The organism is Aeromonas tecta (assembly GCF_000820185.1).
In the GTDB taxonomy this organism is placed as follows: Bacteria; Pseudomonadota; Gammaproteobacteria; order Enterobacterales; family Aeromonadaceae; genus Aeromonas; species Aeromonas tecta.
In genome coordinates this window covers 299,379-322,024 of record NZ_CDCA01000020.1, presented here as the reverse complement: position 1 = coordinate 322,024, position 22,646 = coordinate 299,379, and the positions used below count along the sequence as shown (strand labels likewise).

Genomic DNA, 22,646 nt, shown 5'->3' with positions numbered 1-22,646 from the left:
GCTAGCTTACGGGGTCGAGGTTAATCCCAGATGAATGGCGTAAACCGGATGGATCTTTTATGGAGAGCTCGGGGCCATACCCGGCGTCATCAAGCAAATCGGCCCGATACAGCCCCTATTTAGGATGGGGGACGAAGGGCTCTGATATGCTTTTGGCACTGAAGATTGCAACCAGAGCAGGGAGAGGGCCGTGACGAGAGCGGAAATGATGGTGATGGGGCTGCTGTTGCCGCTGGGTCAGGGCTGGGCGGCCGAGGATGGGGATCTCGGCTGGCAGCTGACCCCCTTTATGGGTTACAGCTCGGCCATCGATTTTGACAAGGCGGACGAGCCGACCCCGGCGCCGGTATCGACCAGCCTGAACTCCTTGCAAGGGGAGAGCTCGGCCAACTGGGGCTTCTTCATCAGCAAGGAGGTGGATGACCCCGGCATGATAGAGCTGCTCTACAGCCATCAATCCACCCCCATGTCACCGGATCAGCCGGATCGACTGACGGTGGACACCCTGCACTTCGCCGGTGCCCTGACCCTGTCGGACAACATCATGGCCCCCTATATCGGTGCCGGGATTGGGGTGACCCACTTCGATGCCTATGGCAGCGAGACGGCGCCCTCCATGTCACTGGCGCTGGGAGTGCAACCCCGTCTGACCAAGATGCTGGCGCTGCGCGCCGAGGTCCGCGGCTACGGATCCTTGCTCAACGAGGATGCAGACTTTCTCTGCAATCCCGAGGTGTGCGCCTTTCGGGTACGGGGGGATCTGGTCACCCAGTGGCAGGCCAATGTGGGATTGACCCTGAGGTTCTGAGTGACGCGAGCATGTCCACTATGGACCCGATTCAGAGGATCCCTTTGGTGATGCGGCTCAGGGGCTCGTTGACCTCAAACAGCTTGTACTGCACACCGCTCGCGCCCATGGCGAGCACTCGTTGCTCGTGCATAGTCGCGTAAGCGAGGGCGCTCTTTTCATCCTCGAACAGATAGATGCCACCGGCCTCGCCGGTGCGCGGGTTCTCGGTCCAGATCTTGGAAATAAAGCCGGGCTCCCGGGTGATGGATTCGGCCAGCGGCAGCGCCGCTTCGGTCAGGGCCGGCCCCATCATCTCGCTGGGGAAGTTGAAATGGATTTGCAGCAGGCTGGGCATGATCTACCTCTCTCTCTGAACTGAACTGAACTGAACTGAACTGAACTGGAATAGCTGAGCCCACATCATAAGAAGCCGGCATCTTGGCTGCAAGAAGGCACATTTTCGTGGCATAGTTACCCCAAAGTAACTATCTATGAGGCCTGCCGTGTCCCATCCTCTTTGTCCTGCCTACGAGGTACTGCGCCTGCTGACGGGCAAGTGGAAGCCCGCCATCCTGTTTCATCTGCGTGAGCAGACCCTGCGTTTCGGGGACCTGCGCCGCTGCCTGCCGGACGTGAGCCAGAAGGTGCTCACCGCTCAGCTCAAGGAGCTGGAGGCCGATGGGGTCATCCGGCGTACCCTCTACCCCGAGGTGCCACCCAAGGTGGAGTACGCCCTGAGCCCGCTCGGCAGCGCCCTTATCCCCTTGCTGCAACAGATGCATGACTGTGCCCTGAGCCACGGCGAGCTGTTGGCGCGATCGGAGCCTGATTTGGCGCCATGAGCAGACCTGTGCCTGGTGTTCAGCGAGCCCGCAGTAGCCAGCGGCTGGCCGGGGTTGCTTCCAGCAGGCGATAGGCCAGCAGCGTGCAGGCGAGCAGGGCCGGCACCTTCAGCATTTCCCACCAGAGGTGTTTGCCTTGCGGGCCGAATACCATCAGCCAGACCACCAGCATCATGTGCAGACAGTAGAGACCGAGCACCTTGGGGGCCTGACGTTCCAGCCAACTGCCTTTGCCCCAATGGGGATTGGCCAGCAGCAGGCCGAACAGACCCAAGGCCCAGGGGATGGAGCCCAGCAGGAAGTCATGGCGATTGAGGGGCACCTCGGCAAAGTGCAGCAGCCCCCAGGCCTCCAGGGCGTAGAGCGCGAGCCCCGCCCCCAGCAGACGAAGACTCAGAGTGGTATCCGGTCGCCAGCTGCGGGCCTTGAGATAGGCACCGAGGGCCACGAATAACAGCGAGAAGAAGGGGCCGTTGCGGGTCAATAGGGCCCACTCGCCACCCAGCAGCGGCTTGCCATAGGAACCGCCGAGCAGGGCCAGCAGATAGAGCAGGGCCCCCATCACCAGCGCCAGGCCTGGAAGCCTCACCCATTGGCACAGTCCGAGGATCAGCACTGCCAGCATCAGGGCGGGCAGGAACCAGAGATGGATCATGCCGCCGACCAGCCAGGCGTTGAGGTGATCTCCAATCTGCATCTGCCACTGACCCGCCATGGCCGGCAGATAGCCCTGCTGCACCGCCGCCAGCGGGTTGAAGGGCACCAGCAGATAGATGAGGCTCCAGCCCAGCCAGAGCAGCAACAGGGGGCGGCAGTAGCGCAGCGCCACTCCCGTGGGATCCTGGCTCAGCCTGGGTTGCAGGAAGTAGCCGGCGCACAGGAAGAACAGCGGCACCGCGAAGCGGCATAGCTGGTTGATGATGCCCCCGAGCCAGAGATAGAGCGGGTCACCCCAGAGGCCGGGATCGAAGGGGTTGCTGAAGGGGGAGATGTGAATGGTCATTACGGCCACTATGGCCAGTACCCGCCCACACTCGATGCTGGCGATGCGCATGATTCCTCTTGGCGTCTGGAGTCCTGGCCGCACCCTAACAGCCGCGCCTGACCCCCGCTAGCCGCGGTGGCCGCAACTGTGACCCCGGCCCGCGCCCGGTTACCCTTTGTTACCTCCCCCGAAAAAGGCGTTACCCCCTGTGAGAGCGGGATCCCGCTTTGGTGTATGTAATGCTTGGTCAGGCCTGGGCCTAGAGCAGGGCGATCAGCAGGGTGGCGAGGGCGCCGCCCAGCAGCAAGGCGATGCCACGGCGGGACGGGCCGTGCAGCTTGTTCCACATCAGCAAACTGGTGAGGGCGAGCAGCAGCAGCGCCAGGGCGGCGAGATCCCCCATCAGCTGCCAGGAGAGCCCGGTGCCCATGCCGCGATGCAGCCGGTTGAGGCTGGCGGCGAAGTTGGCTTGCTGGCGCTCGATGCGCACCTCCAGGGTGCCAGCCACATAGCTGGCGGCGATACTCTCGCTCAGGGTGACGCCCTTTAGCTCCCAACGTGCGGGCAGGGTGAGAGTGCCGCTCGGGGTAGGCAGAGTCTGGGGCGGGGTTATGGCGATGCGCGCCTCTGCCAGCCCGTCGGAATACTGTTGTTGCAAGAGAGTGGTGAGCACGGCGGGATCCGCCAGCGGCGTCGTCAGCGTCAAGGTCTCGCTCTGTTTGTCGGTATGAGGCCCGGGCAGGGGCAGCACGGCCCTGTGTTGCAGCCAGAGGCCGGTGAGGCCGTAGATCAGCATCAGGGCCAGGGTGGCAAAGCCGGCCCAGGCGTGGATGCGGCGCACCCACTTGTTGTTGTGGAGCGGGAGTTTCTTGTGTTTCATACATATCTGGCCGGCTTGCGCCGGCCAGTCTGGTCAGGAGGGGATCAGAAGCGGTAGGCCGCGGTCAGGTTCAGCTGACGGGGGCTGCCCGGCATGATCTGGGAGGCGCTGGTGGCGCTGACGTAGTATTCGTGGTCGGTCAGGTTCTCCACGCTGAACTGGGCATCCCAGTGTTGCCAGCGGTAACCGGCGCGGGCATCGAAGCGAGCGTAGCCGGGCAGCACTGTGGTGTTGGCGTTGTCGGCGAAGCGATCTCCGACCGCCGTCACCCCGGTTTCTCCATACCAGCCTTGCGGGCCGCTCTGGTAGCCGGCGAACAGCTGGCCGTTCTCGCGCGAGACGTTGCTCGGTCGCTTGCCCTGCAGATCCGCATCCGCCTTGACCTGCTCCGCGTCCTGGATGGCGACGCCGCCGTGCAGGTAGATCTCGTCGGTCAGCTGGGCGCGGGCGCTCAGCTCGATGCCGTCGGTGCGCTGCAGGCCGGTGAGGATCACCTTGGTGGGATCCAGCGGATCCTTGCTGCGCTTGTTGTACATCTCCAACCGGTAAATAGAGAGAGTGGTGGCCAGCTTGCCGTCCAGCCAGTCGCTCTTCACCCCACCCTCATACAGCCGGGTGTGCTGGGGATCCAAGTTGTTGTTCTTGTCCCCCGGGGTGATGCCGATGAGCTCGCCGCCGACCGGGGTGAAGGTCTTGCTGTAGGCGGTGTAGAAGGCGTGCTCCTCGATGGGGTTCCACACCAGGCCCAGACGCGGGCTCAGACTGGTGACCGAGAGGGTCTCCTCCTTGTTGAGATCGTTGCGGCGGCTGGTGACGGTGAACTCGTCCCGGCGCAAGCCGCCGAGCAGGTGCCAGTCACCCAGACTGAGCTGATCCTGCACATAGAGGCCGTAGCCACGCACCTTGTGGTTGGCGTCGCTGGAGAGCTTCATTGCGCCGTTATAGGTGGGCAATGAGCCCGGATCGTACAGGTTGCCCGGCGGGATCGGGGTGGCGTTCTGGTAGAGCTTGGGAGTGCGCTCCTGCCAGTTCTGCTCCAATCCGACCAGCAGGCGGTGTTCGACGGGACCGGTCTGCAGCTGGCCTTCGGCTTCCGTGTTGCTGGTCAGGCTCTTAGCCTTGAGATCCTGCTGCCAGCGGGCGCGGGTCACCTGATCGCCCTTGACGCTGGTGACATAGGTGTTGTCGAACTGGCTGTCGAGGGTGGTGTAGCCGAGTTGCTGGCGCAACTGCCACTGCTCGTTCAGATCCCAGGTCAGCTGGGAGCGGGTGGACTGGGCTACGTCATCGATGAAGTCGCGGCTGGTGTCGCTGTAAACGCTCTCGATGGGCACATTAGCCGGGCGGCCGTCGACGCCGGGGATGCCGCGATCCGGGGTACGATCGCTGCCGTTGCGCTCGTACTGCACCAGCCAGTTCAGGTTGTCGGTGATCTCCCAGTTGGCGGAGGGGGCCAGCAGGGTGCGCTTGCTGGTCACCCCGTCACGAAAACTCTCTTTGTCCTCCTGCGCCATGTTGAAGCGCAGTTGCACCTGCTCGCTGGCCTCGGCATTGAGATCGGCGGCGAGGCGCTGGCTGTCGAAGCTGCCGACCCGGGCGGTGACGCTGGAGGCCTGGCCCCGCTGCGGCTTCTTGCTGACCCGGTTGACGATGCCACCGGTGCTGCCACGGCCGTAGAGCACGGCCGCCGGGCCCTTGAGCACCTCGACCCGCTCAATGTTGCCAAGGTCGCGGGTGTACTGCATGTCGTCGCGCAGACCGTCCAGGTAGAAGTCGTTGCTGGCGTTGAAGCCGCGGATATTGATGCTGTCGAAGCGGGTGTCGCCGCTGGCGTTGACCCCTGGGATGCCGCTCAGGGCCTCGCTCAATGTGGGTTGGCCGTAGGCGGTCAGCTCGCTGGCGGACACGCTCTCTATGGTCTGGGGTACCAGCTTGGCCGGGGTGGCGGTGCGGGTCGCGGTGGCGACCTCTTCGTGTTGACTGCGTTTGCCGACGACGGTGAGGGTCTCGTCTTCGGCTTGGGCGCTGGCGCAAAGGGACAGCAAGGCGACGCCCAATAGGGCGCGCGGGTGGTTGGGGTTCTGCATCTGGGTGTGACTCTTTTAATCGACCTGTTGGCCTGAACTTATTGATTTATTTGTAATTATTAAATGGCTCCCTGTGCGGGAGGGCGCTAATGATATTTATTTTCATTTGGCTGGCAAGTCATAAGATGTAAAAAGACCACACCTATGACCAGTTGGATTGCCAGATGGCGCCAAGATGGGCCCAATGTGGATCGGGCGAGTCTTGGTATGGGCGAGGCGCTGGTTTACCATCGGCTCTCATCATCCATCTCAGGGACACGGAGGAGAGAGACATGGACGAGATCATCAGGGCAGATCTTCATAATCGGCAGCATGGCGAGGCGTTGGTCTTCCTGCTCAACGAATACGCCAAAGACGAGATGGGTGGCGGCAGCCCCCTGTCTGACGAGGTGCAGGCCAATCTGGCCAAAGTGCTGGCGGCGAGAGCGAATGCCCATGTGTTGCTGGCCTGGGTGAACGGGCAGCCGGCAGGGGTGGCCACCTGTTTCGAGGGCTTCTCGACCTTCGCCTGCCAGCCTCTGCTCAACATTCACGACATCGCCGTGCACCCGGACCATCGCGGTCGGGGGCTTGGCAAGCGGTTGCTGGCGGAGGCGGAGCGCCTCGCCCGGGAGCTGGGCTGCTGCAAGTTGACCCTGGAGGTGCTGGAGGGCAACAAGGTGGCGCAGGCGGCCTATCGTGCCAGCGGGTTTGCGGGTTATGAGCTGAGCCCGGAGGTGGGGCGCGCCCTGTTCTGGCAGAAGAAACTGCCGTGAGCCGTCCAGCAAAATCGGGGCAGCCCGCTTGTCATCGGGCCAACCAGCCTCTAGAGTGGCGTCCAATTTCCCCATTCTCTCAACGGCCAGCCTTGGCCCGGTGATCGACATGACACTCTATGCCTCGGATCAGCGAGTGACCCGAGTGAACTCCGAACAGATGCGCACGATGAAGCATTGTCCGGAGCCTGGGGAGGCCTGAGCCTCCCACACATTTATCGTGCCTTGCCTATCGGACCTCGTTAACACATGAGGCCTGAGCCGTGCTGGTACGAAGAAAACAGAAGGCCATAGACGCTCCATCGTCTATGGCCTTTTTTGTTGGCCCGCATCCTGGATGCGGGCGCTAAGCAGAGCAGAGGCCCGCCCGGGTTCTCTGCTTTTTTTTGGTCTGTGGTCGCGAGGCTCAGGGTATGCTCATGGATACCCGCCTTGCCCCTTGCCAGTATGAGGAAGCGTTAAATGTCACAAAATATCTATGATAATCCTGGTTTTTTTGAAGGTTATGCCCAGTTGCCCCGCTCCCAGCAGGGGCTGGCGGGCGCGCCGGAATGGCCGGCGCTACAGGCCATGTTGCCCTCGCTGACCGGCAAGCGGGTGCTGGATCTGGGTTGCGGTTATGGCTGGTTCTGCCGCGCCGTCCGGGAGCAGGGAGCGGCCGAGACAGTCGGCATCGATCTCTCCGCCAAGATGCTGGCCCGCGCCGCCGAGCTGACTCAGGATGCGGGGATCCACTATCGGCAGGGGGATCTGAGCCGGCTGGAGCTAATCGGTGAGTCGTTCGATCTGGTCTACAGCTCCCTGGCGCTGCACTACCTGCCCGAGGTGGCCCCTCTGTTCACGCAGATCCACGGCGCCCTGGTGGCCGGTGGCCGCTTTGTGTTCTCGGTGGAGCACCCTATCTTCACCTGCCCGCAGCCGCAGGGCTGGCTGGTGGATGAGGAGGGACGCCGCTCCTGGCCCATCAACGGCTATCAGGCCGAGGGCAAGCGTGTCAGCAACTGGCTGGCGGATGGGGTGATCAAGTATCACCGCACCCTGGGCACCTACCTCAATGCGCTGATCGCGGCGGGATTCGAGATCCGACACGTGGAGGATTGGGGCCCCACTGTCGAGCAGATCGCCGCCAATCCGGCGCTGGCGGAGGAAGCCGAGCGCCCCATGCTGCTGCTGGTGTCGGTGCAAAAGCCGCTCGCCTGAGTCAGGGCGCAGAGAGCGCAATAAAAAACGGCGCGCAGAGGTTCTGCGCGCCGTTTTTCTATGATGTTCAGCTTAAGTGAGGCCCGACTTAGAAGTCGTAGCGGGCTGCCAGCTGGAAGTCATCCTTGGTGTTCAGCTTGCCGCTGTCCTGGCTGTCTAGGTTATTGATGCGGTACTCGCCGATGACCCTCAGGTTCTTGTTGAACTTGTATTGGGCGCCCAGGGTGTAGTAGTCGATGGAGTCATAGTCAGCCTTACCGTCCTGCTCCACCTTCTGCTTGTTCCACAGGGCCATCAGGCCGATGCCGTTCTCGAAGTTGTAACCGAGCGCGGCTTCCCAACCGGTGTGATCCTTGCCGGTGGCCAGAAAGTCGGTGCCGTCGGCGTAGCTCAGGGCGGCGTAGACGGCCTTGTTGTCATACTTGGCGGAGAGCAGCCACAGCTTGGCGTCTTCCTCGTTGCTCTTGTCGCGGATACCCACGTTGTAGGCCGTGCCCAGCGCCAGGTTGAACGGGAAGGTGTAGGAGACGGCACCGCCGTAGGCGGCATCGCTGTCCTTGCTGGTGGTCTCTTCGGTGTCACCGCCATCGAACTTGTAGCTGGTATCGACCTGGAAGCCGTTGAACAGCCCGGAGTATTTCAGTACTGAACCGGCGCGGTTGGTGGCGAAGGTGTCGGTCTTGGCGCCGAGGGCGTCGTTGCCGTAGCCATCGGAGAGGGAGACGTCAGTCCAGTTGGCCAGCATGCCGGGGGCGCCTTGCTGACGGCCGAAGGTGACGTTACCCCAGTTGGCGCCGACCCCGGCGAAGGCCAGACGGGTGCGCAGGTTGTCGGAGTTCTCGCTGACGGTCTTCTCGCTGTCGTTGATGTAGATCTGCAGCTCGTACTGGGCCAGTGCCTTGAGACCGGGGTTGATCTCGCTCTCTACCTTGGCGCCCAGACGAACAAACTGGTTGGCGCCCTGTTTGTCGCTGTACTCCTGGGTGCCGTTCGGATGGGTTGTATCGACCCCTTCCTTCTTATCGCCGAAGAATTGACCGGCGTAGATGCGACCATAGAGATCGAGCAGGGTGGAATCATTTTTGTATACTTCGACGGCTTGGGCCTGGAAGGCGGAGGTGAGTGCCAATGCGACTACGGTCAGCTTTTTCATCTTAATCCCTTGTGTTGCAAGCTTTGTTTTAAAAGACGGGGCCATGCTAGTCAGGGGAAATGACAGTGGGGTTACCGCGCCGTGAACAACCGATGGCGGTTTGGTGTCAATTGGGTGACGGCGCGATTTATATGGCGATCTGCCACTTTTGCGCGCAAAGGTTTGCCCTTGTGGTAGAATGCCGCCCGTTTTCGAGCACCTAAGGTTGGATATGCGATGAGACGTGAACTGGCAATCGAGTTTTCCCGAGTGACGGAAGCGGCTGCACTGGCTGGCTACAAGTGGCTCGGACGTGGTGACAAGAATATCGCCGATGGTGCGGCCGTTGCGGCCATGCGCCACATCCTCAATCAGATCCAGATCGATGGTGAGATTGTGATCGGCGAAGGCGAAATTGACGAAGCCCCCATGCTCTACATCGGTGAGAAGGTGGGGACGGGTCTGGGGGATGCGGTGGACATCGCGGTCGACCCGATCGAAGGCACCCGGATGACGGCCATGGGCCAGTCCAACGCCCTGGCCGTGCTGGCCGTCGGCGACAAGGGCTCCTTCCTCAAGGCCCCCGACATGTACATGGAAAAGCTCATCGTCGGCCCCAAGGCCAAGGGTGCCATCGATCTCGATCAGGCCCTCGAGCTGAACCTCAAGGCCGTTGCCAAGGCACTCGGCAAGCCGCTCTCCCGCCTGACTGTGATCACCCTGGCCAAGCCGCGCCACGACAAGGCGATCAAGGAGATGCAGGGACTGGGCGTGCGAGTGTTCGCCATTCCTGACGGTGATGTGGCGGCGTCCATCCTCACCTGCCTGCCGGACAGCGAAGTCGACATGCTGTATGGCATCGGCGGCGCACCGGAAGGGGTGATCTCGGCGGCGGTGATCCGCGCGCTGGATGGCGACATGCAGGCACGACTGGTGCCCCGTCACAAGGTCAAGGGCGACAGCCCGGAAGTGCGTGCCCTCGGCGAGCAGGAAATTGCCCGCTGCGAGGAGCTCGGCATCGATCTCTCCAAGGTGCTCAAGCTGGAAGATCTGGCCAAGAATGACAACGTCATCTTCTCGGCCACCGGCATCACCAAGGGTGATCTGCTGGAAGGCATCACCAGCGATGGCGTCATGGCGACCACCGAGACCCTGCTGATCCGCGGCAAATCGCGTACCATCCGTCGCATCAAGTCGATCCACTTCCTGGATCGCAAAGACAGCGTGGTGCGCGACATCATCCTCTGATGAGTAAGCGCTGAGCCCCTGTCACTGAAAAGCCCGACCCTGTTTACGGTCGGGCTTTTTGCTGCCCGGGCGGCAGGGCGCTCACTATATCAAGGGGGCAAGGGGATAAGGGGATAAGGCTAAGGGGAATCAGGGCGCTTTGATAGACTGCTTCGCCATGCACAGGAAAGCATCACATGGAATGTCGTCAAGGTTGTGGGGCCTGCTGCATCGCGCCCAGTATCAGCAGTGCCATCCCCGGTATGCCGGCGGGTAAATCGGCAGGTGTGCCGTGCGTTCAGCTCGATGTGCAGCTGGGCTGCAAGATCTTCGGTAGGCCCGAGCGCCCCGCGGTATGCAGTGGCTTTCGGCCCATGCGGGACGTGTGTGGATCTCACAGGCAGGAGGCCATCTGGCTGATTGGCGAGCTGGAGCGATTGACCGCCTGAATCATTGGCCCTCTCTCCCGGGGAGAGGACAGGGTGAGGGTGATCGCTTGTTGTCCCCTCATCCCCAGCCCTTCTCCCGCGAGGGGAGAAGGGAGAAAAACCATTAGGATCAACACAAAAAAGAGGCCGCATCCTGCGGCCTCTTTTTTTATTCAGCGATGCAACGGCGTGGGATCAGATCCCGGCCAGCGCCAGGGCCTGCCGATAGTATTCGTTGGCCTTGTTGGTGAGCCGACGCTTGTCCATCAGCTGGCCGAGGGCGTGGCAGATGGCGGCGCTCGGTTCCCGCTGCACTTCCTGCTCCAGCAGGCGCTGGGCTTCGTCCAGCTGGCCAGCCAGCAAATAGGTCTGGGCCAATGCCGCTTTGGCGCCCGGTTGGTCCTGCATCTTCTGCAGCAGGGTCAGCATGGGCTGATAGTCATCCAGCTTGAGTTTGGGCAGACGGGCGAACAGCTCGGGGGAAGGCTGCTTGCGCAGCGCATCCAGCCAGAGCTCGGCCGCTTCGCCATCGGCACCGAGCTGGCGCAGGCGATCGCCATAGCTGGCCAGCAGGGCGGGATCCTGGCGCAGCTTGCGCGGCAGCTCCTGCCAGATTGGGCGCAGGGTATCGAGTGTGTCGCTGGCGGCGTCGAGGCGACCACACCAGGCCTGCTGCAGTAACTCTTCTTCTTGCGCAGGCGTCAGCTTGCCTACCTTGCGCAGGGCCGGGGCGAGGTCGATCAGCGCCGCCCAGTCTTCCCGTGCCAGATAGATCTGACGCAGTTGATCCAGCACCATGGGGTGGCGCGGGTTGAGGGCGTAGATGGACTCGAGCCGACCGAGGGCGCTGTCGTACTGGCCCTGCTCTATCTGCAACTGGGTCTGGAACAGGGTCAGTGCCAGCTCGGCCTTAGGGTTCTCTTCCTGCGCCTTTTGCAGGTAGTGATCCCGGCGAATGTCATCGCCCCTGGCCTGGGCCACTCGGGCGGCGCTGAGGTAGTTCAGCAGCGGGGTCTCGCTGTTGTCCGCCCCCTTGACCAGCAGCTTCTCGGCCTGGCTGTAGTGACCTTCGGCCATGGCCAGGGCCGCGTTGACCGTTTGCAGGTTGGCCTTGCGGCGGCGGCGTGTGCCAAACCAGCCCTTGGTCTTACGACGCAGGCCGAACACCCGGCCGAGCAGCCACTCGAGGATGTGCAGGACACCGTAGAACAGCACCGCCAGGATCACGGCACTGGTCACCGAGGACTCTACCGTGTAGTTGCCAAGAGAGATGAGTACATAGCCCTTGTTGCCTGACGCTTCGGGCCCGAACATCAGGCCCGCCACCATCACGGCCACCACTAGGATAAGACGAATCATGGGTGCCTCCTCAGTTGCCAGCCAGGATGCGTTGCAGGCGCTCGGTCAGCACCTGTTCCAGCATGGCCTGGGTCTTGAACTGATCCGGGTAGTCGAACTGGATCTGCTCGCCTTTGAGCTTGTCGAGCTCGGACTGCATGTATTGGGTGGCACTGTTGTCGGTGTCGAAGTACTGGGTCAGCCAGCGTTGGGCCTTGTCCAGGCTGTCTTCATACAGCGCCTGTTGCTCGCGATAGACCGCCAGCTGGGCTTGCAGCAGCTTGGTCTTGAGGTTCTCGCGCAGGAAAATCTCCTGCTGCGGAGAGAGCAGCGCCTCCACGGCGCCATCGCGGCGACGGATGGTGATGAAGTTCTCGGTGAACTTGACCCAGTTTTTCTTCAGGTTGCTTTCCCACTCGACCGGGTCGGTGCTGACCGCTTGATCCGGTTCGGCCTTGGCCTGTGGCATGCTGACGGTGGAGAGTGGCAGCAGCTCTATCTGATCGGACAGGGCAGCCAGTTTCAGGGTCAGCCCCTCGCGGTCGACGCGCGGCATTCCCTTGAGTTTGGTGATGTCTTCCGCCAGTGCCTTGCGAATGGGCATCAGGCTGGGATCGTTGAGCGCCTTGATCCGCTCGTCGGCATTGCCGAGCAGGGTGATGGCGGAAATGATGTCATGCTCGAGCCACAGCTTGCGGCCCGCCATCCGTACCAGATACTCGGATTCGGCCAGCATCCAGTCGTTGGGACGCTTGTCGTTGAGATCCAGCACTCGATGCTGCAGCCCGTCCAGCGCATCCTGCAGTTGCTGCTGGCTCTTGCCGAGCGCAGCCAGCTGCTCGGCATCCTTGCTGTTGTTCTGATCCAGCTTGCCCGTGACCTCGGCCAACTGCTGCTTGAGCGCATTCAATTCGGCCTGCTGGGCGACGGCATTTTGCTGCCCGTGCAGATAGAGGCCGCCGGTCAGCCCGAGGGCCAGCAGGATGGCGATCCCGCCAATGAGAGCACCAGAGCGGTTCTTGTTGTTCTTGGGCTCGAGCACCGGCGCGGCAGGGGTTGCTGCGTTCGGCTGGACTTCTTGCTGTTCAGTCATTCCATCTTCCTCAGTTCCAGGGCGGCCGTCAGGGCCTGGTTGGATGCACCTTGGGCAATCACGATACGGGTAAAACCAGCCGCCTCGGCCTGTTCGGCCACCCGGGGGCTGGGCACCACCAACAGGCGGTCATAAAGCCAGGGCTGCTGCTGGCTTGGCACCAGTTCCAGCAGCCTCTGCAACAGTTCGCCACTGGTGATGAGCAGGCTGTCGAGCCCGGCCGCTTGCCAGTGGTGAGTCAATGCGTTCCCGTCGAGCTCGGGGTAATGGCGCTCGTAGGTGGCACAATAGTGCACCAGTGCGCCGCGTGAGGCCAGTGTCCGGGCGATGAGATCCCGGCCACCGTTGCCGCGCAGGATCAACACCCGCTTGCCGGTGAGCTTTTGCAGGGCCGGCAGCAACAGCAAGCCTTCGCTGCGGGGATCCTCGGGGCTCTGGGCCTGGATCCCCACCTCGGCGAAGGCATCGGCACTCGCCTGACCGACCGCAAAGTAATCAATATGTGGCCAGGTCAGACCAGTTTGCAACAGAAAATGATGAGCAAAATTAACTGCATGCATGCTGACGGCGATGACGACGTCCGCTTTCGCCAGCAATTGGGGGAGCTGGTGGAGCTCGCTGCCGGCCCGCGTTTCCAGCAGCGGGCAGCAGAGCGGGTGGTGGCCGCTGCGGCGCAGCAGTTGCACCAGCTCGTCGGCCTGCCTGGCCGGGCGCACCACCAGCGGGACCATCAGGTCTCGCTTACCGGTTGTGGCCAAGATCCCGCTGTGCCTGCTTTCATGCGCGGTAAACCTCGGCCAGAATGACATCGGCGCCGGCCGCAAGCAGACGCTGGGCCAGGACATGGCCAAGGACTTCGCCATCGGCCAGAGGACCGCGGATCTCGTCCCGGATCACCTGGGTGCCATCCGGGCTGCCGACCAAGCCGCGCAGCCAGATCTCATCGTTCTGCACCAGGGCGTAGGCACCAATAGGCACCTGACAGCCTCCCTGCAGGGCGCGGTTCATGGCGCGCTCGGTCAGCACCCGCATCCGGGTCTCGGCGTGTTCCAGTGGCGCCAGCAGGGCGTGTAGTTCGTGATCGTCGAGTCGGCACTCGATACCGACGGCGCCCTGACCATTGGCGGGCAGGCTCTGCTCAGGCTCGATGAAGGCGGTGATGCGGTGGGCCATCTCCAGCCGTTTCAGGCCGGCGGCGGCGAGGATGATGGCGTCGTATTCACCTGCATCCAGCTTGGCGAGGCGGGTGTTGACGTTGCCGCGCAGGTCGCGGATCACCAGATCCGGACGGGCGGCGCGCAGCTGGCACTGGCGGCGCAGGCTGGAGGTGCCGACCACGGCGCCCAGGGGCAGCGCATCGATCTGTTTGAAGCAGTTGGAAACGAAGGCATCGCGGGGATCTTCCCGCTCGCAGATGGTGTGCAGACCCAGCCCCTCGGGGAAGTCCACCGGCACGTCTTTCATGGAGTGAACGGCGATGTCGGCACGGCCCTCCAGCATGGCAGTCTCCAGCTCCTTGACGAACAGTCCCTTGCCGCCGACCTTGGCGAGCGGCGTATCCAGGATCTTGTCACCCTGAGTGCTCATGGGCACCAGTTCGACCTGCAGATCGGGATAGAGGGCCTCCAGCCGATCTTTCACAAAGTTGGCCTGCCACAGGGCCAGTGGGCTCTTGCGAGTGGCGATTTTCAGGGTTCGGGCTGCCATATCAATCAGTTGTTTCATCTTTAGAAGGAAAACGATCTTACCACCCTTTGCAGGGGCTTTCATGGCGCAGCCAGCAAAAGCGGGGCCAGGTTCAAAAAAGGTGGCTGAAAATGATTTTCATTAAGTCATAATGATATGTTAACTGTTTGAAATTTATTATTTTTATTGCTTTCCAATGATACAGTTGTGAGGCTCGTCATAAATAATCCGGTGATTCCGTGCGGGCTTGTTTACCACGGCTGTTTGCATTGTTAACATGATCACACTTTTTTGACGTCTCCCCGTTTTGGTGCGTCATTTCTCTTCCCGTCAAAGGCAGGGCATTGCTGGTAAAACTCGACACGCTGGTGGCGCGCTACGACGAACTCAATCGTCTCAAAACGCAACGAGCGCTGGATCTCATGAGTCGCTATGGGCAGCAGGTCTTCCAATTGCTGCCAGTCATGCTGCACTTCAATCATCCTCTCTTACCCGGCTATGTGGCAGGGGATGTGCCTCATGGTATCTGGAGTTTTGTCGCCAACGAGGCTCAGCAAGCCTTCATCAACGATCTGTGCCAGAACGCCAACTGTCAGGGTGGCCTCAATACCCACGACAAGTCGATCCAGGGCCTCTACTCCATGGGCAGCACCTCGTCCATTGGTCAGTGCTGCCACTCGGATCTCGACATCTGGGTCTGCCACGTGGCGGGTTTGTCGCAGGAGCGGCTGGCGCTGCTGGATCTCAAGTGCCAGCAACTGTCCATGTGGGCCGAGCAGCGCGGCGTCGATCTCAACTTCTTCCTGATCCCCGAAGACAAGTTCCGCCAGCGCAACGATGCCCAGATGCAGGGGGAGAGCTGCGGCAGCGCCCAACACCTGCTGTTGCTCGACGAGTTCTACCGCAGCGCCATGCACATCGCTGGCAAGCGCCTGCTCTGGTATCTGGTCCCCGCCGAGTATGACGATCACTACGATGAGTATGTGAATGGCCTGTTTGCCCATGGCAAGCTGAGTCAGGACGACTGGCTCGATCTCGGTGGTTTCAATCGCATTCCGGCCGAGGAGTATTTCGGCTCCGCCCTGTGGCAGCTCTACAAGGGTATCGATTCCCCTTATAAAGCCGTGCTCAAGTCGGTGTTGATGGAGGCTTACTCCCACGAGTACCCCGATACCCGTCTGTTGTCGGTGACCAGTCGTGACTGGTTCCAGCACAACGAGGGCATGCACTACCGACTCGACAACTACTGCCTGATGCTGGACAAGGTGACCAACTACCTCAAGTCCATCGGCGACATGCAGCGGCTCGATCTGGTGCGTCGCTGTTTCTACCTCAAGGTGTGTGATGGCCTGAGTCATCCGAAAGAGGAGCACAGCCCGAGCTGGCGCCGCGAGCAGATGGCCCAACTGGTGGCCTATTGGGGTTGGAGTCCGGAGCGGTTGCACCACCTGGATCATCGCCAGGAGTGGAAGGTCGAGGACGTCAAGGTGGCTTACGCCGAGTTGCTGGAAGCCCTGATGCAGAGCTATCGCAACCTCATTCAGTTTGCCCGGCGCAACAACATCAGCGAGTCCATCAACCCGGAAGACATCGGTATCTTGTCGCGCAAGCTCTACGCCGCCTTCGAGAGCCTGCCGGGCAAGGTGCAGCGCATCAACCTCAAGATAGCGCCAGACTTGAGCGAGCCGGATCTGAGTTTGGTGCAGGTGCCGCACGGTCGCCTGAACCGCGCCGGCTGGTACCTCTACAAGCATTCGCTGGAGCCGGCAGACATCATAGGCCGGGCGCCGCTCGAATATAACGGCTACATCAGCAAGCTGGTGGCCTGGGCTTACTTCAACGGTCTGCTGACGCCCCAGTCCCGGGTACACCTGTTCAATCAGGGCTCGGATCTGCACATCGACAACTTGCACCAGTTCTGTCGCGATCTGTCCGATACCTTCCCGGTCAAGTATCCGCTCGCCACCAACCTGGCCCTCAGCCGCCCCTGCGAGATCCATCAGCTCTCCATCTTCCTCAATCTGGAGACGGATCCCAGCAGCCACTGGGTGGGACAGGTGATCGAGTTCGATGCCAATGCCGCCGATGTCTTCTCGTTCGGTCGCAACCAGGAGTGTCTGGTGGGCTCGGTGGACCTGGTCTATCGCAACTCCTGGAGCGAGATCCGCACCCTGCATTTCCAGGGGGAAGAGGCGGTGGTCGATGCGCTCACCACTATCCTCGGCAAGATGCATCAGGATGCCGCGGCCCCCGAGATGATCGAGGTGTTCTGCTACAGCCAGCACTTCCGCTCCCTAGTGCGTTCCCGCTTCCAGATGCTGCTTGCCGAGTGCATCGAACTGCGCCTCGCCCGTGACAAGCAACAGCTGGTCAAGACCCTGGCGCTCGGCAAGGAGAAGTACGGCATCTTCTTCGAGCGGCGCGGGGTGTCGGTCAAGAAGCTGGAAAACGCCATCGACTTCTACCGCCACATCTCCCACAACAAGCTGGATCACCTGCCGCTGCGCCTCGACAAGACCCACAGTCAGCACCTGCCCGGCATAGTGGACAGCTACGCCAGCGAAGGGTTGGTGCAGTTCTTCTTCGATACCCGGGATGCCGGCACCAACATCTATATCCTGGATGAGGCGAACCGGGTGGAGATCTACCAGCATTTCGCCGGCAACAAGGATGAGCTGGTGCAGGGGGTGAACCGCTTCTACACCTCGGGGCATGAGCGTTTCAGCAATGCGGGCCAGTTCAGCAACTTCAACCTGCCCCAGTACTATGAGATCGTGCAGACCGGTGATGAGTTGGAGGTGATCCCCTACCGCAGCCAGAGCCCGCAGCGTAATCATCCTGGTCCGGCACGCGAAGTAGGGTAATATCCTGCTGAATTATTGGTGAAGCAAACAAAAACGGCCTGCAGATGCAGGCCGTTGTCTTATCCGGGAGAGCTTAGCGTCAGCCGCCGAGGCGGGCCAGCAACCAGTGACGGATGTCGCCGAGTTGCGGGCGGCAGATCTCGTGACGCATGGGGTATTCGTGCCACTCGGGGGTCAGCCCCGCCGCTTCCAGCCGGTTCTTCGCGTCCCAACCCATGGAGAGGCTCACCACATCGTCATAGATGCCGTGCATGTAGCAGATAGGCAGGTTGCGGGCGGCGTCGCTCATCTCGCCAAGCAGAGCGTCTGGCGCCGCCAGATAGGTGGACATGCAGAGCAGGCCCGCCAGAGTCTGAGGACAGCGCAGGGCGGTGAAGGAGGCGATGACGCCGCCCTGGGAGAAGCCCGCCAGTATGATGCGCTCGGGGGCGAAGCCCTCGGCGATCAGGCTATCCAGTACGCCCTGGATGCGGGCGGCAGATTCCCGCACATGGGACTCCACGGCGCGATCGGCCGGCTGCTCGAAGCTCTTGATATCGTACCAGCCGCGCATCTTGTGGCCCATGTTGATGGTGATGGGCCGCTCGGGCGCATCAGGCAGCAGATGACGGATGGGCAGGGAGGCGGGCAAGTCCAGCGCCTCGACCAGCGGGGCCAGCCCGGCGCCGGAATCCCCCAGCCCGTGCAGCCAGATTACCGCGTGGCGAGCGCCATCGGGATGCAGATCTATCATGCGAATACCACTGGCTCACCGGCCTGGGTGGTGCAAGCACGGGTCAGCAGGGCCTTGAGCTCCTCGCCGAAGCGGTTGTCTATCCAGCTTTCGCCGCGCAGCTCGAAGTGAAAACCGTTCTCGCGGGTGGCAACCCAGATCTGGTGCAGGGGCTCCTGCTTGTTGATGATGACCTTGGTCTTGTTCTCGAAGCTCAGGGTCAAGACCCCGCCGGCTCGCTCGCAGTCGATATCCGGATATCCCTCGTCGATAACGTCTTCCACATACTGGAAAAAGGTGTCTGTCAGGGCGTGATACTCGTGATCCTTCATCGGTTTATCCTGTTGCTTTTAACAATGTGAGTGCGATTATAGAGGGCCAAAAATTTTTTCGCAGCGAACCATTATGATTACCCAGTTCACCAAGTGTCTGCTTGCCGCATTTCTGTCTCTTGGGTTGGTCGCCTGTGGCCTGACGGGGCCGCTCTATATGCCGCCCGCCGAGCAACCTGCCCCTGTTGAGCAGCCAAAGCCTGCTCCGTCCAAGACAGAGAGTACACCGCAAGCTGCCTCGCCTGCGACCGCCAAACCGGCCTCCGAGGCCGCGCCGCAATAATCTAGGAAGGAACCGCCCCTTGGATCACTTTAACTACGACGCCGACGGCCAACTGCAGGCCGAGCAGCTGTTGCTGCAACAGCTCGCCGAACAATACGGCACACCGCTCTATGTCTACTCCCGCGCCACCCTGGAGCGTCACTGGCACGCCTTCGATCAGGCGGCCGGCGATATCCCCCATCTGATCTGCTATGCGGTCAAGGCCAACTCCAACCTGGCACTGCTCAACCTGCTGGCCCGTCTGGGCTCGGGCTTTGACATCGTCTCCGGCGGGGAGCTGTCGCGGGTATTGGCGGCGGGCGGTGATCCGGCCAAGGTGGTCTTCTCCGGTGTGGCCAAGAGCGAGGCCGAGATGCGCCTCGCGCTGGAAAAAGAGATCTTCTGTTTCAACCTGGAGTCCGAAGCCGAGCTGGATCGCCTGAACCGGGTGGCGGGCAGCATGGGCAAAACCGCGCGGGTCTCGGTGCGGGTCAATCCCGACATCGATGCCGGCACCCATCCCTACATCTCAACCGGCCTCAAGCAGAACAAGTTCGGCATTCCCATCGAGCAGGCCCCCGCCATCTACCGCAAGGCCGCGGCCATGGCCCACATCGAGATCAAGGGGGTGGATTGCCACATCGGCTCCCAGCTCACTGAATTGAATCCCTTTATGGAGGCGGCGGACAAGCTGCTGCGGCTGATCGACGAGCTGGCGGCCGAAGGCATTCATATCCATCACCTGGACGTGGGCGGTGGCCTCGGGGTCAATTATGGCGCCGAGCAGCCACCGCATCCCACCGAGTATGCCGAGGCGCTCAAGCAGAAGCTGGCTGGCCGCAAGCTGACCCTGCTGTTCGAGCCGGGCCGTGCCATCGTCGCCAACGCCGGCGTGCTGCTGACCCGGGTGGAATACCTCAAACCCGGTGAGACCCGCAACTTCGCCCTGATCGACGCCGGCATGAACGATCTGCTGCGCCCCTCTCTCTATGGCGCCTGGATGAACATCATCGAGGTGGATAACAACACGACCCATGAGAAGGCGCTCTACGATGTGGTGGGACCGGTGTGCGAGACCGGTGACTTCCTCGGCAAGGAGCGCAGCCTGGCTATCGCTGAGGGCTCCCTGCTGGCGGTACGCTCCGCCGGTGCCTATGGCTTCACCATGTCTTCCAACTACAACACCCGCCCCCGCGCCGCCGAGGTGCTGGTGGACGGCGACAAGGCATTCCTCATTCGGGAGCGTGAGCCGCTGGAATCACTCTGGCAGGGCGAGCATCTACTGCCCTGAGAGCCGGATGATGTTGGAGTTTTCCAGACGTTCCGCCAGTGAGTCGAGAGCGTGAGCCGTTGACCTATCGCCGGTGTGGTGAGCATTTACTGCCCAAAGGGTACAGGAACGCAGGATGTTGATAGATTTTTCCAAGATGCATGGGCTGGGCAATGACTTCATGGTGGTGGACGGTGTCACCCAGAAGGTGTTCTTCAGCAATGATGTCATCAAGAAGCTGGCGGATCGCCACTTTGGCATCGGCTTCGATCAGCTGCTGCTGGTGGAACCACCCTATGATCCCGAACTCGACTTTCACTATCGCATCTTCAATGCCGACGGCAGCGAGGTGGAGCAGTGTGGCAACGGCGCGCGCTGTTTCGCCCGTTTCGTGCGGCTGAAGGGACTGGTCAACCGGGATCGCATCTCGGTCAGCACGGCCCGTGGCCGCATCACCCTGCAGCTTGAGGGTGAAAACCAGGTGACGGTCAACATGGGGGTGCCCCAGTTTGAACCGGGCAAGGTGCCATTTCGGGCCCAGAAGGCGGAGAAAACCTATCTGCTGCGGGCGCAGGAACACACTGTGATGTGTGGCGTCGTCTCCATGGGCAACCCACACTGCGTCATCGAGGTACCCTCGGTGGACGATGCCCCTGTATTGACCCTGGGGCCCATCCTGGAGCGACACGAGCGTTTCCCGGAGCGGGTCAACGTCGGCTTCATGGAGATGGTCAACGCCACCGAAATCCGTCTGAGGGTGTTCGAGCGCGGGGTGGGCGAGACCCTGGCCTGCGGCACCGGCGCCTGCGCGGCGGCGGTGATCGGCATCAGCCAGGGCAAGCTCAAGGAGCGGGTTACCGTCAGCCTGCCGGGTGGCACGCTGACCATCGCCTGGAAGGGGCCGGGCCAGCCGGTCTACATGACAGGACCCGCCGAGCACGTGTTCGATGGCCAGATAGAGCTATAAGTATTGGGGGCCTTGCCCCCTCTGCACAACGATAATGTCAGGGCCCTGTGCCCTTTTTCTATGATGGACCAACCAAGTTATGAGCGAACTCAAACGGCAGGAGCAACTGGTGGACGAAGCCACTGTGCTGGAGTACCTGGCCCGTTATCCCGAGTTTTTCCAGCGCCACGCGGCCATGCTGGACCGGATCCGCATTCCCCATGAGCGCAAGGGTTCAGTTTCCCTGGTGGAGCGGCAGATGGATCGGCAGCGCGAGCGCATCGAGCAGCTGGAGCAGGAGATCACCGAACTGATGGGGATCGCCAGCGAGAATGAGCGGATCTTCCGGGTCTACGCCGATCTCTATGGCGAGATCTACGGCTGCCAGACGCTGTTCGAGCTGAGCGTGGCCATGGGCAAGGCCTTCGTGCAGCGGCTGCGACTGACCGAGCTGCGGCTCTGGCTCAATCCAAAGAAATTTCAGCTCAGCGGTCCGGAGCAGCGTTTCCTCGCGGACGGCAAACAACTCGATCAACTGCTGGGTCAGCGTCTGCCGGGGACGGATTACTACTTCGGCCGGCTCAACCAGAGCGAGAAACAGGCGCTGTTTGGCAATGATGTGCTGGTCAACTCCGTGGCCCTGATGCGACTCGGCGATCTCGGCGTGCTGGCCTTCGCCAGCTCGGATCCCAGTCACTTCGCCCCTCACAACGACACCCTGCTGCTGGGTCAGCTCGGCCGTCTGCTGCAACTGCGTCTGCCCGAGCTGGCCCGTGGCTAAGGCGCCAGCCAGATCACCCACCAAGGCGCAGCCGCCTGCCGCCGAACCCCTGCCGGCCGCGCTGGCTGACGAGTTGACGGCCTTTATCGAATACCTGCGCGTCGAGCGCCAACTCAGCCCGCACACCCGCAGCAACTACGAGGCGCACCTGCAGGCCATGGCCGCCGAGCTGGTGCGCCTCGGCTTGCGCGACTGGGCCAGGCTCGAGGCGACTCAGGTACGCAGCCTGGTGACCCGGATGCACAAGGCGGGGCTTGCCCCTCGATCGCTGGCCACCAAGGTCTCGGCCCTGCGCAGTTTCTGCGACTGGCAGGTGCGCCAGGGGCGGCTGGTGGCCAACCCGGCCCGTGGCATAGTGACCCCCAAACAGGGGCGACCCCTGCCCAAGAACCTCGACGTGGACGAGATGTATCAGCTGCTCAACATCACCGATGAGCAGGATCCGCTGGCGGTGCGGGATCGCGCCATCATGGAGCTGATGTACTCCTCCGGCCTTCGTCTGGCCGAGCTGGTGGGGCTCAACCTCACGGACATCAAGCTCGACGAGCGGCAGCTCAAGGTGACCGGCAAGGGCTCCCGGGAGCGGGTGCTGCCCATGGGGCGGATGGCGGTGGAGTGGCTGCAAAAGTGGCTTAAAGTGAGACCCCTGCTGGCGGGGGATGAGGCGCTAGCGCTGTTCGTTTCCAAACGCAAGCAGCGGTTGTCGGCCCGATCCGTGCAGGAGCGGCTCGATGGCTGGGGCAACAAGCAGGCGCTCAATGCCCACGTGCATCCCCACAAGCTGCGCCACAGCTTCGCCACCCACATGCTGGAGAGTTCCGGCGATCTGCGGGCGGTGCAGGAGCTGCTGGGCCACGCGGATCTCTCCACCACCCAGATCTATACCCACCTGGATTTCCAGCATCTGGCCAAGGTCTATGACAGTGCCCACCCCAGAGCAAAGCGGGATACCACAGATCCAGAGGATGCGTGATGCCCCTTTATCGTTGCAGGCTGCTATCTGGCAATGGGTATGACAGCGTCCAATTCGCCAGGG

The 22,646-nt window shown here is 61.9% G+C and carries 23 protein-coding genes; 12 read left to right on the top strand and 11 right to left on the bottom strand.

Annotated elements, in window-relative coordinates; all coding sequences use genetic code 11:
* Positions 1-190 precede the first annotated feature (190 nt).
* Positions 191-808 (top strand): porin family protein, encoded by a 618-nt coding sequence (locus BN1137_RS06290; RefSeq protein WP_050717763.1) that lies wholly within the window; start codon positions 191-193, stop codon positions 806-808.
* A 31-nt stretch (positions 809-839) separates the two neighbouring features.
* On the opposite strand, the gene BN1137_RS06285 is transcribed toward BN1137_RS06290, so the two are convergent.
* Entirely contained in the window at positions 840-1,145 is a 306-nt protein-coding gene (locus BN1137_RS06285) for a monooxygenase (protein WP_050717762.1), read from the bottom strand.
* Between the two features lie 148 nt (positions 1,146-1,293).
* Between BN1137_RS06285 and BN1137_RS06280 the strand changes: the two genes are divergently transcribed.
* Positions 1,294-1,632 carry a winged helix-turn-helix transcriptional regulator gene (locus BN1137_RS06280; RefSeq protein WP_050717761.1) on the top strand — a complete coding sequence of 113 codons (339 nt, stop codon included), beginning with the start codon at positions 1,294-1,296 and terminating at the stop codon, positions 1,630-1,632.
* Positions 1,633-1,651: 19 nt separating this feature from the next.
* Here BN1137_RS06280 and BN1137_RS06275 read toward each other — a convergent pair whose 3' ends face one another.
* From BN1137_RS06275 to BN1137_RS06265, 3 genes are all read right to left on the bottom strand, one after another.
* Positions 1,652-2,686, bottom strand: a complete 1,035-nt coding sequence (locus tag BN1137_RS06275) for an acyltransferase (RefSeq protein ID WP_050717760.1) — start codon at positions 2,684-2,686, stop codon at positions 1,652-1,654.
* Between the two features lie 190 nt (positions 2,687-2,876).
* A complete protein-coding gene (locus BN1137_RS06270) occupies positions 2,877-3,497 on the bottom strand; it encodes a PepSY-associated TM helix domain-containing protein (protein WP_050717759.1) in 621 nt (206 codons plus the stop codon).
* A 44-nt stretch (positions 3,498-3,541) separates the two neighbouring features.
* Positions 3,542-5,584 carry a TonB-dependent receptor gene (locus tag BN1137_RS06265; RefSeq protein WP_050717758.1) on the bottom strand — a complete coding sequence of 681 codons (2,043 nt, stop codon included), beginning with the start codon at positions 5,582-5,584 and terminating at the stop codon, positions 3,542-3,544.
* A 272-nt stretch (positions 5,585-5,856) separates the two neighbouring features.
* On the opposite strand from BN1137_RS06265, the gene BN1137_RS06260 reads away from it, so the two are divergent.
* Complete coding sequence (locus tag BN1137_RS06260) at positions 5,857-6,339, top strand: GNAT family N-acetyltransferase (protein WP_050717757.1); 483 nt, start codon at positions 5,857-5,859, stop codon at positions 6,337-6,339.
* Between the two features lie 462 nt (positions 6,340-6,801).
* Complete coding sequence (locus BN1137_RS06255) at positions 6,802-7,539, top strand: class I SAM-dependent methyltransferase (protein ID WP_050717756.1); 738 nt, start codon at positions 6,802-6,804, stop codon at positions 7,537-7,539.
* An 88-nt stretch (positions 7,540-7,627) separates the two neighbouring features.
* On the opposite strand, the gene BN1137_RS06250 is transcribed toward BN1137_RS06255, so the two are convergent.
* Complete coding sequence (locus BN1137_RS06250; RefSeq protein ID WP_050717755.1) at positions 7,628-8,692, bottom strand: porin; 1,065 nt, start codon at positions 8,690-8,692, stop codon at positions 7,628-7,630.
* A gap of 216 nt (positions 8,693-8,908) precedes the next feature.
* On the opposite strand from BN1137_RS06250, the gene glpX reads away from it, so the two are divergent.
* Together glpX and BN1137_RS06240 are read left to right on the top strand one after the other, a co-directional pair.
* The gene (gene glpX, locus BN1137_RS06245) at positions 8,909-9,919 is read left to right on the top strand and encodes a class II fructose-bisphosphatase (protein ID WP_050717754.1); all 1,011 of its coding nucleotides are present in this window, start codon (positions 8,909-8,911) and stop codon (positions 9,917-9,919) included.
* Between the two features lie 176 nt (positions 9,920-10,095).
* Positions 10,096-10,347: a YkgJ family cysteine cluster protein gene (locus BN1137_RS06240; protein ID WP_050717753.1), complete on the top strand. Its 252-nt coding sequence runs from the start codon at positions 10,096-10,098 to the stop codon at positions 10,345-10,347.
* Positions 10,348-10,521: 174 nt separating this feature from the next.
* Here BN1137_RS06240 and BN1137_RS06235 read toward each other — a convergent pair whose 3' ends face one another.
* The 4 genes from BN1137_RS06235 to hemC are packed head-to-tail and all read right to left on the bottom strand — an operon-like array spanning position 10,522 to position 14,464.
* A complete protein-coding gene (locus tag BN1137_RS06235; RefSeq protein ID WP_050717752.1) occupies positions 10,522-11,685 on the bottom strand; it encodes a heme biosynthesis HemY N-terminal domain-containing protein in 1,164 nt (387 codons plus the stop codon).
* Positions 11,686-11,695: 10 nt separating this feature from the next.
* Positions 11,696-12,757 (bottom strand): uroporphyrinogen-III C-methyltransferase, encoded by a 1,062-nt coding sequence (locus BN1137_RS06230; protein ID WP_050717751.1) that lies wholly within the window; start codon positions 12,755-12,757, stop codon positions 11,696-11,698.
* The gene (locus BN1137_RS06225) at positions 12,754-13,488 is read right to left on the bottom strand and encodes a uroporphyrinogen-III synthase (protein WP_050717750.1); all 735 of its coding nucleotides are present in this window, start codon (positions 13,486-13,488) and stop codon (positions 12,754-12,756) included. The genes BN1137_RS06230 and BN1137_RS06225 overlap by 4 nt, the downstream gene beginning before the upstream one ends.
* 46 nt (positions 13,489-13,534) lie before the next feature.
* The gene (gene hemC, locus BN1137_RS06220) at positions 13,535-14,464 is read right to left on the bottom strand and encodes a hydroxymethylbilane synthase (RefSeq protein ID WP_050717875.1); all 930 of its coding nucleotides are present in this window, start codon (positions 14,462-14,464) and stop codon (positions 13,535-13,537) included.
* Between the two features lie 323 nt (positions 14,465-14,787).
* Between hemC and BN1137_RS06215 the strand changes: the two genes are divergently transcribed.
* Complete coding sequence (locus tag BN1137_RS06215) at positions 14,788-17,307, top strand: class I adenylate cyclase (protein ID WP_050717749.1); 2,520 nt, start codon at positions 14,788-14,790, stop codon at positions 17,305-17,307.
* Between the two features lie 79 nt (positions 17,308-17,386).
* Here the strand turns inward: BN1137_RS06215 and BN1137_RS06210 are convergent, their stop codons facing one another.
* Complete coding sequence (locus tag BN1137_RS06210; protein ID WP_050717748.1) at positions 17,387-18,040, bottom strand: alpha/beta hydrolase; 654 nt, start codon at positions 18,038-18,040, stop codon at positions 17,387-17,389.
* Positions 18,037-18,351, bottom strand: coding sequence for an iron donor protein CyaY (gene cyaY / locus BN1137_RS06205; RefSeq protein WP_050717747.1), 315 nt, complete (start codon positions 18,349-18,351; stop codon positions 18,037-18,039). The genes BN1137_RS06210 and cyaY overlap by 4 nt, the downstream gene beginning before the upstream one ends.
* 73 nt (positions 18,352-18,424) lie before the next feature.
* Here cyaY and lptM point away from each other — a divergent pair, with 73 nt between their 5' ends.
* The 5 genes from lptM (at position 18,425) to xerC (ending at position 22,583) form a co-directional block, all read left to right on the top strand.
* Positions 18,425-18,634: an LPS translocon maturation chaperone LptM gene (gene lptM, locus BN1137_RS22835; RefSeq protein WP_083443381.1), complete on the top strand. Its 210-nt coding sequence runs from the start codon at positions 18,425-18,427 to the stop codon at positions 18,632-18,634.
* A 19-nt stretch (positions 18,635-18,653) separates the two neighbouring features.
* Entirely contained in the window at positions 18,654-19,904 is a 1,251-nt protein-coding gene (gene lysA / locus BN1137_RS06200; protein WP_050717746.1) for a diaminopimelate decarboxylase, read from the top strand.
* A 115-nt stretch (positions 19,905-20,019) separates the two neighbouring features.
* Positions 20,020-20,850 carry a diaminopimelate epimerase gene (gene dapF, locus BN1137_RS06195; RefSeq protein ID WP_050717745.1) on the top strand — a complete coding sequence of 277 codons (831 nt, stop codon included), beginning with the start codon at positions 20,020-20,022 and terminating at the stop codon, positions 20,848-20,850.
* 79 nt (positions 20,851-20,929) lie between these two features.
* A complete protein-coding gene (locus BN1137_RS06190; RefSeq protein WP_050717744.1) occupies positions 20,930-21,610 on the top strand; it encodes a DUF484 family protein in 681 nt (226 codons plus the stop codon).
* Positions 21,603-22,583: a tyrosine recombinase XerC gene (gene xerC / locus BN1137_RS06185; RefSeq protein ID WP_050717743.1), complete on the top strand. Its 981-nt coding sequence runs from the start codon at positions 21,603-21,605 to the stop codon at positions 22,581-22,583. The genes BN1137_RS06190 and xerC overlap by 8 nt, the downstream gene beginning before the upstream one ends.
* The last annotated feature ends 63 nt before the right edge of the window (positions 22,584-22,646 follow it).

Coding starts and splice junctions, on each gene's coding strand:
- BN1137_RS06240 (WP_050717753.1), top strand. CDS start 10,096: ATGGAATGTCGTCAAGGTTGTGGGGCCTGCTGCATCGCGCCCAGTATC.
- BN1137_RS06255 (WP_050717756.1), top strand. CDS start 6,802: ATGTCACAAAATATCTATGATAATCCTGGTTTTTTTGAAGGTTATGCC.
- dapF (WP_050717745.1), top strand. CDS start 20,020: ATGTTGATAGATTTTTCCAAGATGCATGGGCTGGGCAATGACTTCATG.
- BN1137_RS06230 (WP_050717751.1), bottom strand. CDS start 12,757: ATGACTGAACAGCAAGAAGTCCAGCCGAACGCAGCAACCCCTGCCGCG.
- glpX (WP_050717754.1), top strand. CDS start 8,909: ATGAGACGTGAACTGGCAATCGAGTTTTCCCGAGTGACGGAAGCGGCT.
- BN1137_RS06285 (WP_050717762.1), bottom strand. CDS start 1,145: ATGCCCAGCCTGCTGCAAATCCATTTCAACTTCCCCAGCGAGATGATG.
- BN1137_RS06235 (WP_050717752.1), bottom strand. CDS start 11,685: ATGATTCGTCTTATCCTAGTGGTGGCCGTGATGGTGGCGGGCCTGATG.
- BN1137_RS06190 (WP_050717744.1), top strand. CDS start 20,930: ATGAGCGAACTCAAACGGCAGGAGCAACTGGTGGACGAAGCCACTGTG.
- BN1137_RS06260 (WP_050717757.1), top strand. CDS start 5,857: ATGGACGAGATCATCAGGGCAGATCTTCATAATCGGCAGCATGGCGAG.
- lptM (WP_083443381.1), top strand. CDS start 18,425: ATGATTACCCAGTTCACCAAGTGTCTGCTTGCCGCATTTCTGTCTCTT.
- BN1137_RS06275 (WP_050717760.1), bottom strand. CDS start 2,686: ATGCGCATCGCCAGCATCGAGTGTGGGCGGGTACTGGCCATAGTGGCC.
- BN1137_RS06270 (WP_050717759.1), bottom strand. CDS start 3,497: ATGAAACACAAGAAACTCCCGCTCCACAACAACAAGTGGGTGCGCCGC.
- BN1137_RS06225 (WP_050717750.1), bottom strand. CDS start 13,488: ATGGTCCCGCTGGTGGTGCGCCCGGCCAGGCAGGCCGACGAGCTGGTG.
- cyaY (WP_050717747.1), bottom strand. CDS start 18,351: ATGAAGGATCACGAGTATCACGCCCTGACAGACACCTTTTTCCAGTAT.
- hemC (WP_050717875.1), bottom strand. CDS start 14,464: ATGGCAGCCCGAACCCTGAAAATCGCCACTCGCAAGAGCCCACTGGCC.
- BN1137_RS06210 (WP_050717748.1), bottom strand. CDS start 18,040: ATGATAGATCTGCATCCCGATGGCGCTCGCCACGCGGTAATCTGGCTG.
- BN1137_RS06250 (WP_050717755.1), bottom strand. CDS start 8,692: ATGAAAAAGCTGACCGTAGTCGCATTGGCACTCACCTCCGCCTTCCAG.
- BN1137_RS06265 (WP_050717758.1), bottom strand. CDS start 5,584: ATGCAGAACCCCAACCACCCGCGCGCCCTATTGGGCGTCGCCTTGCTG.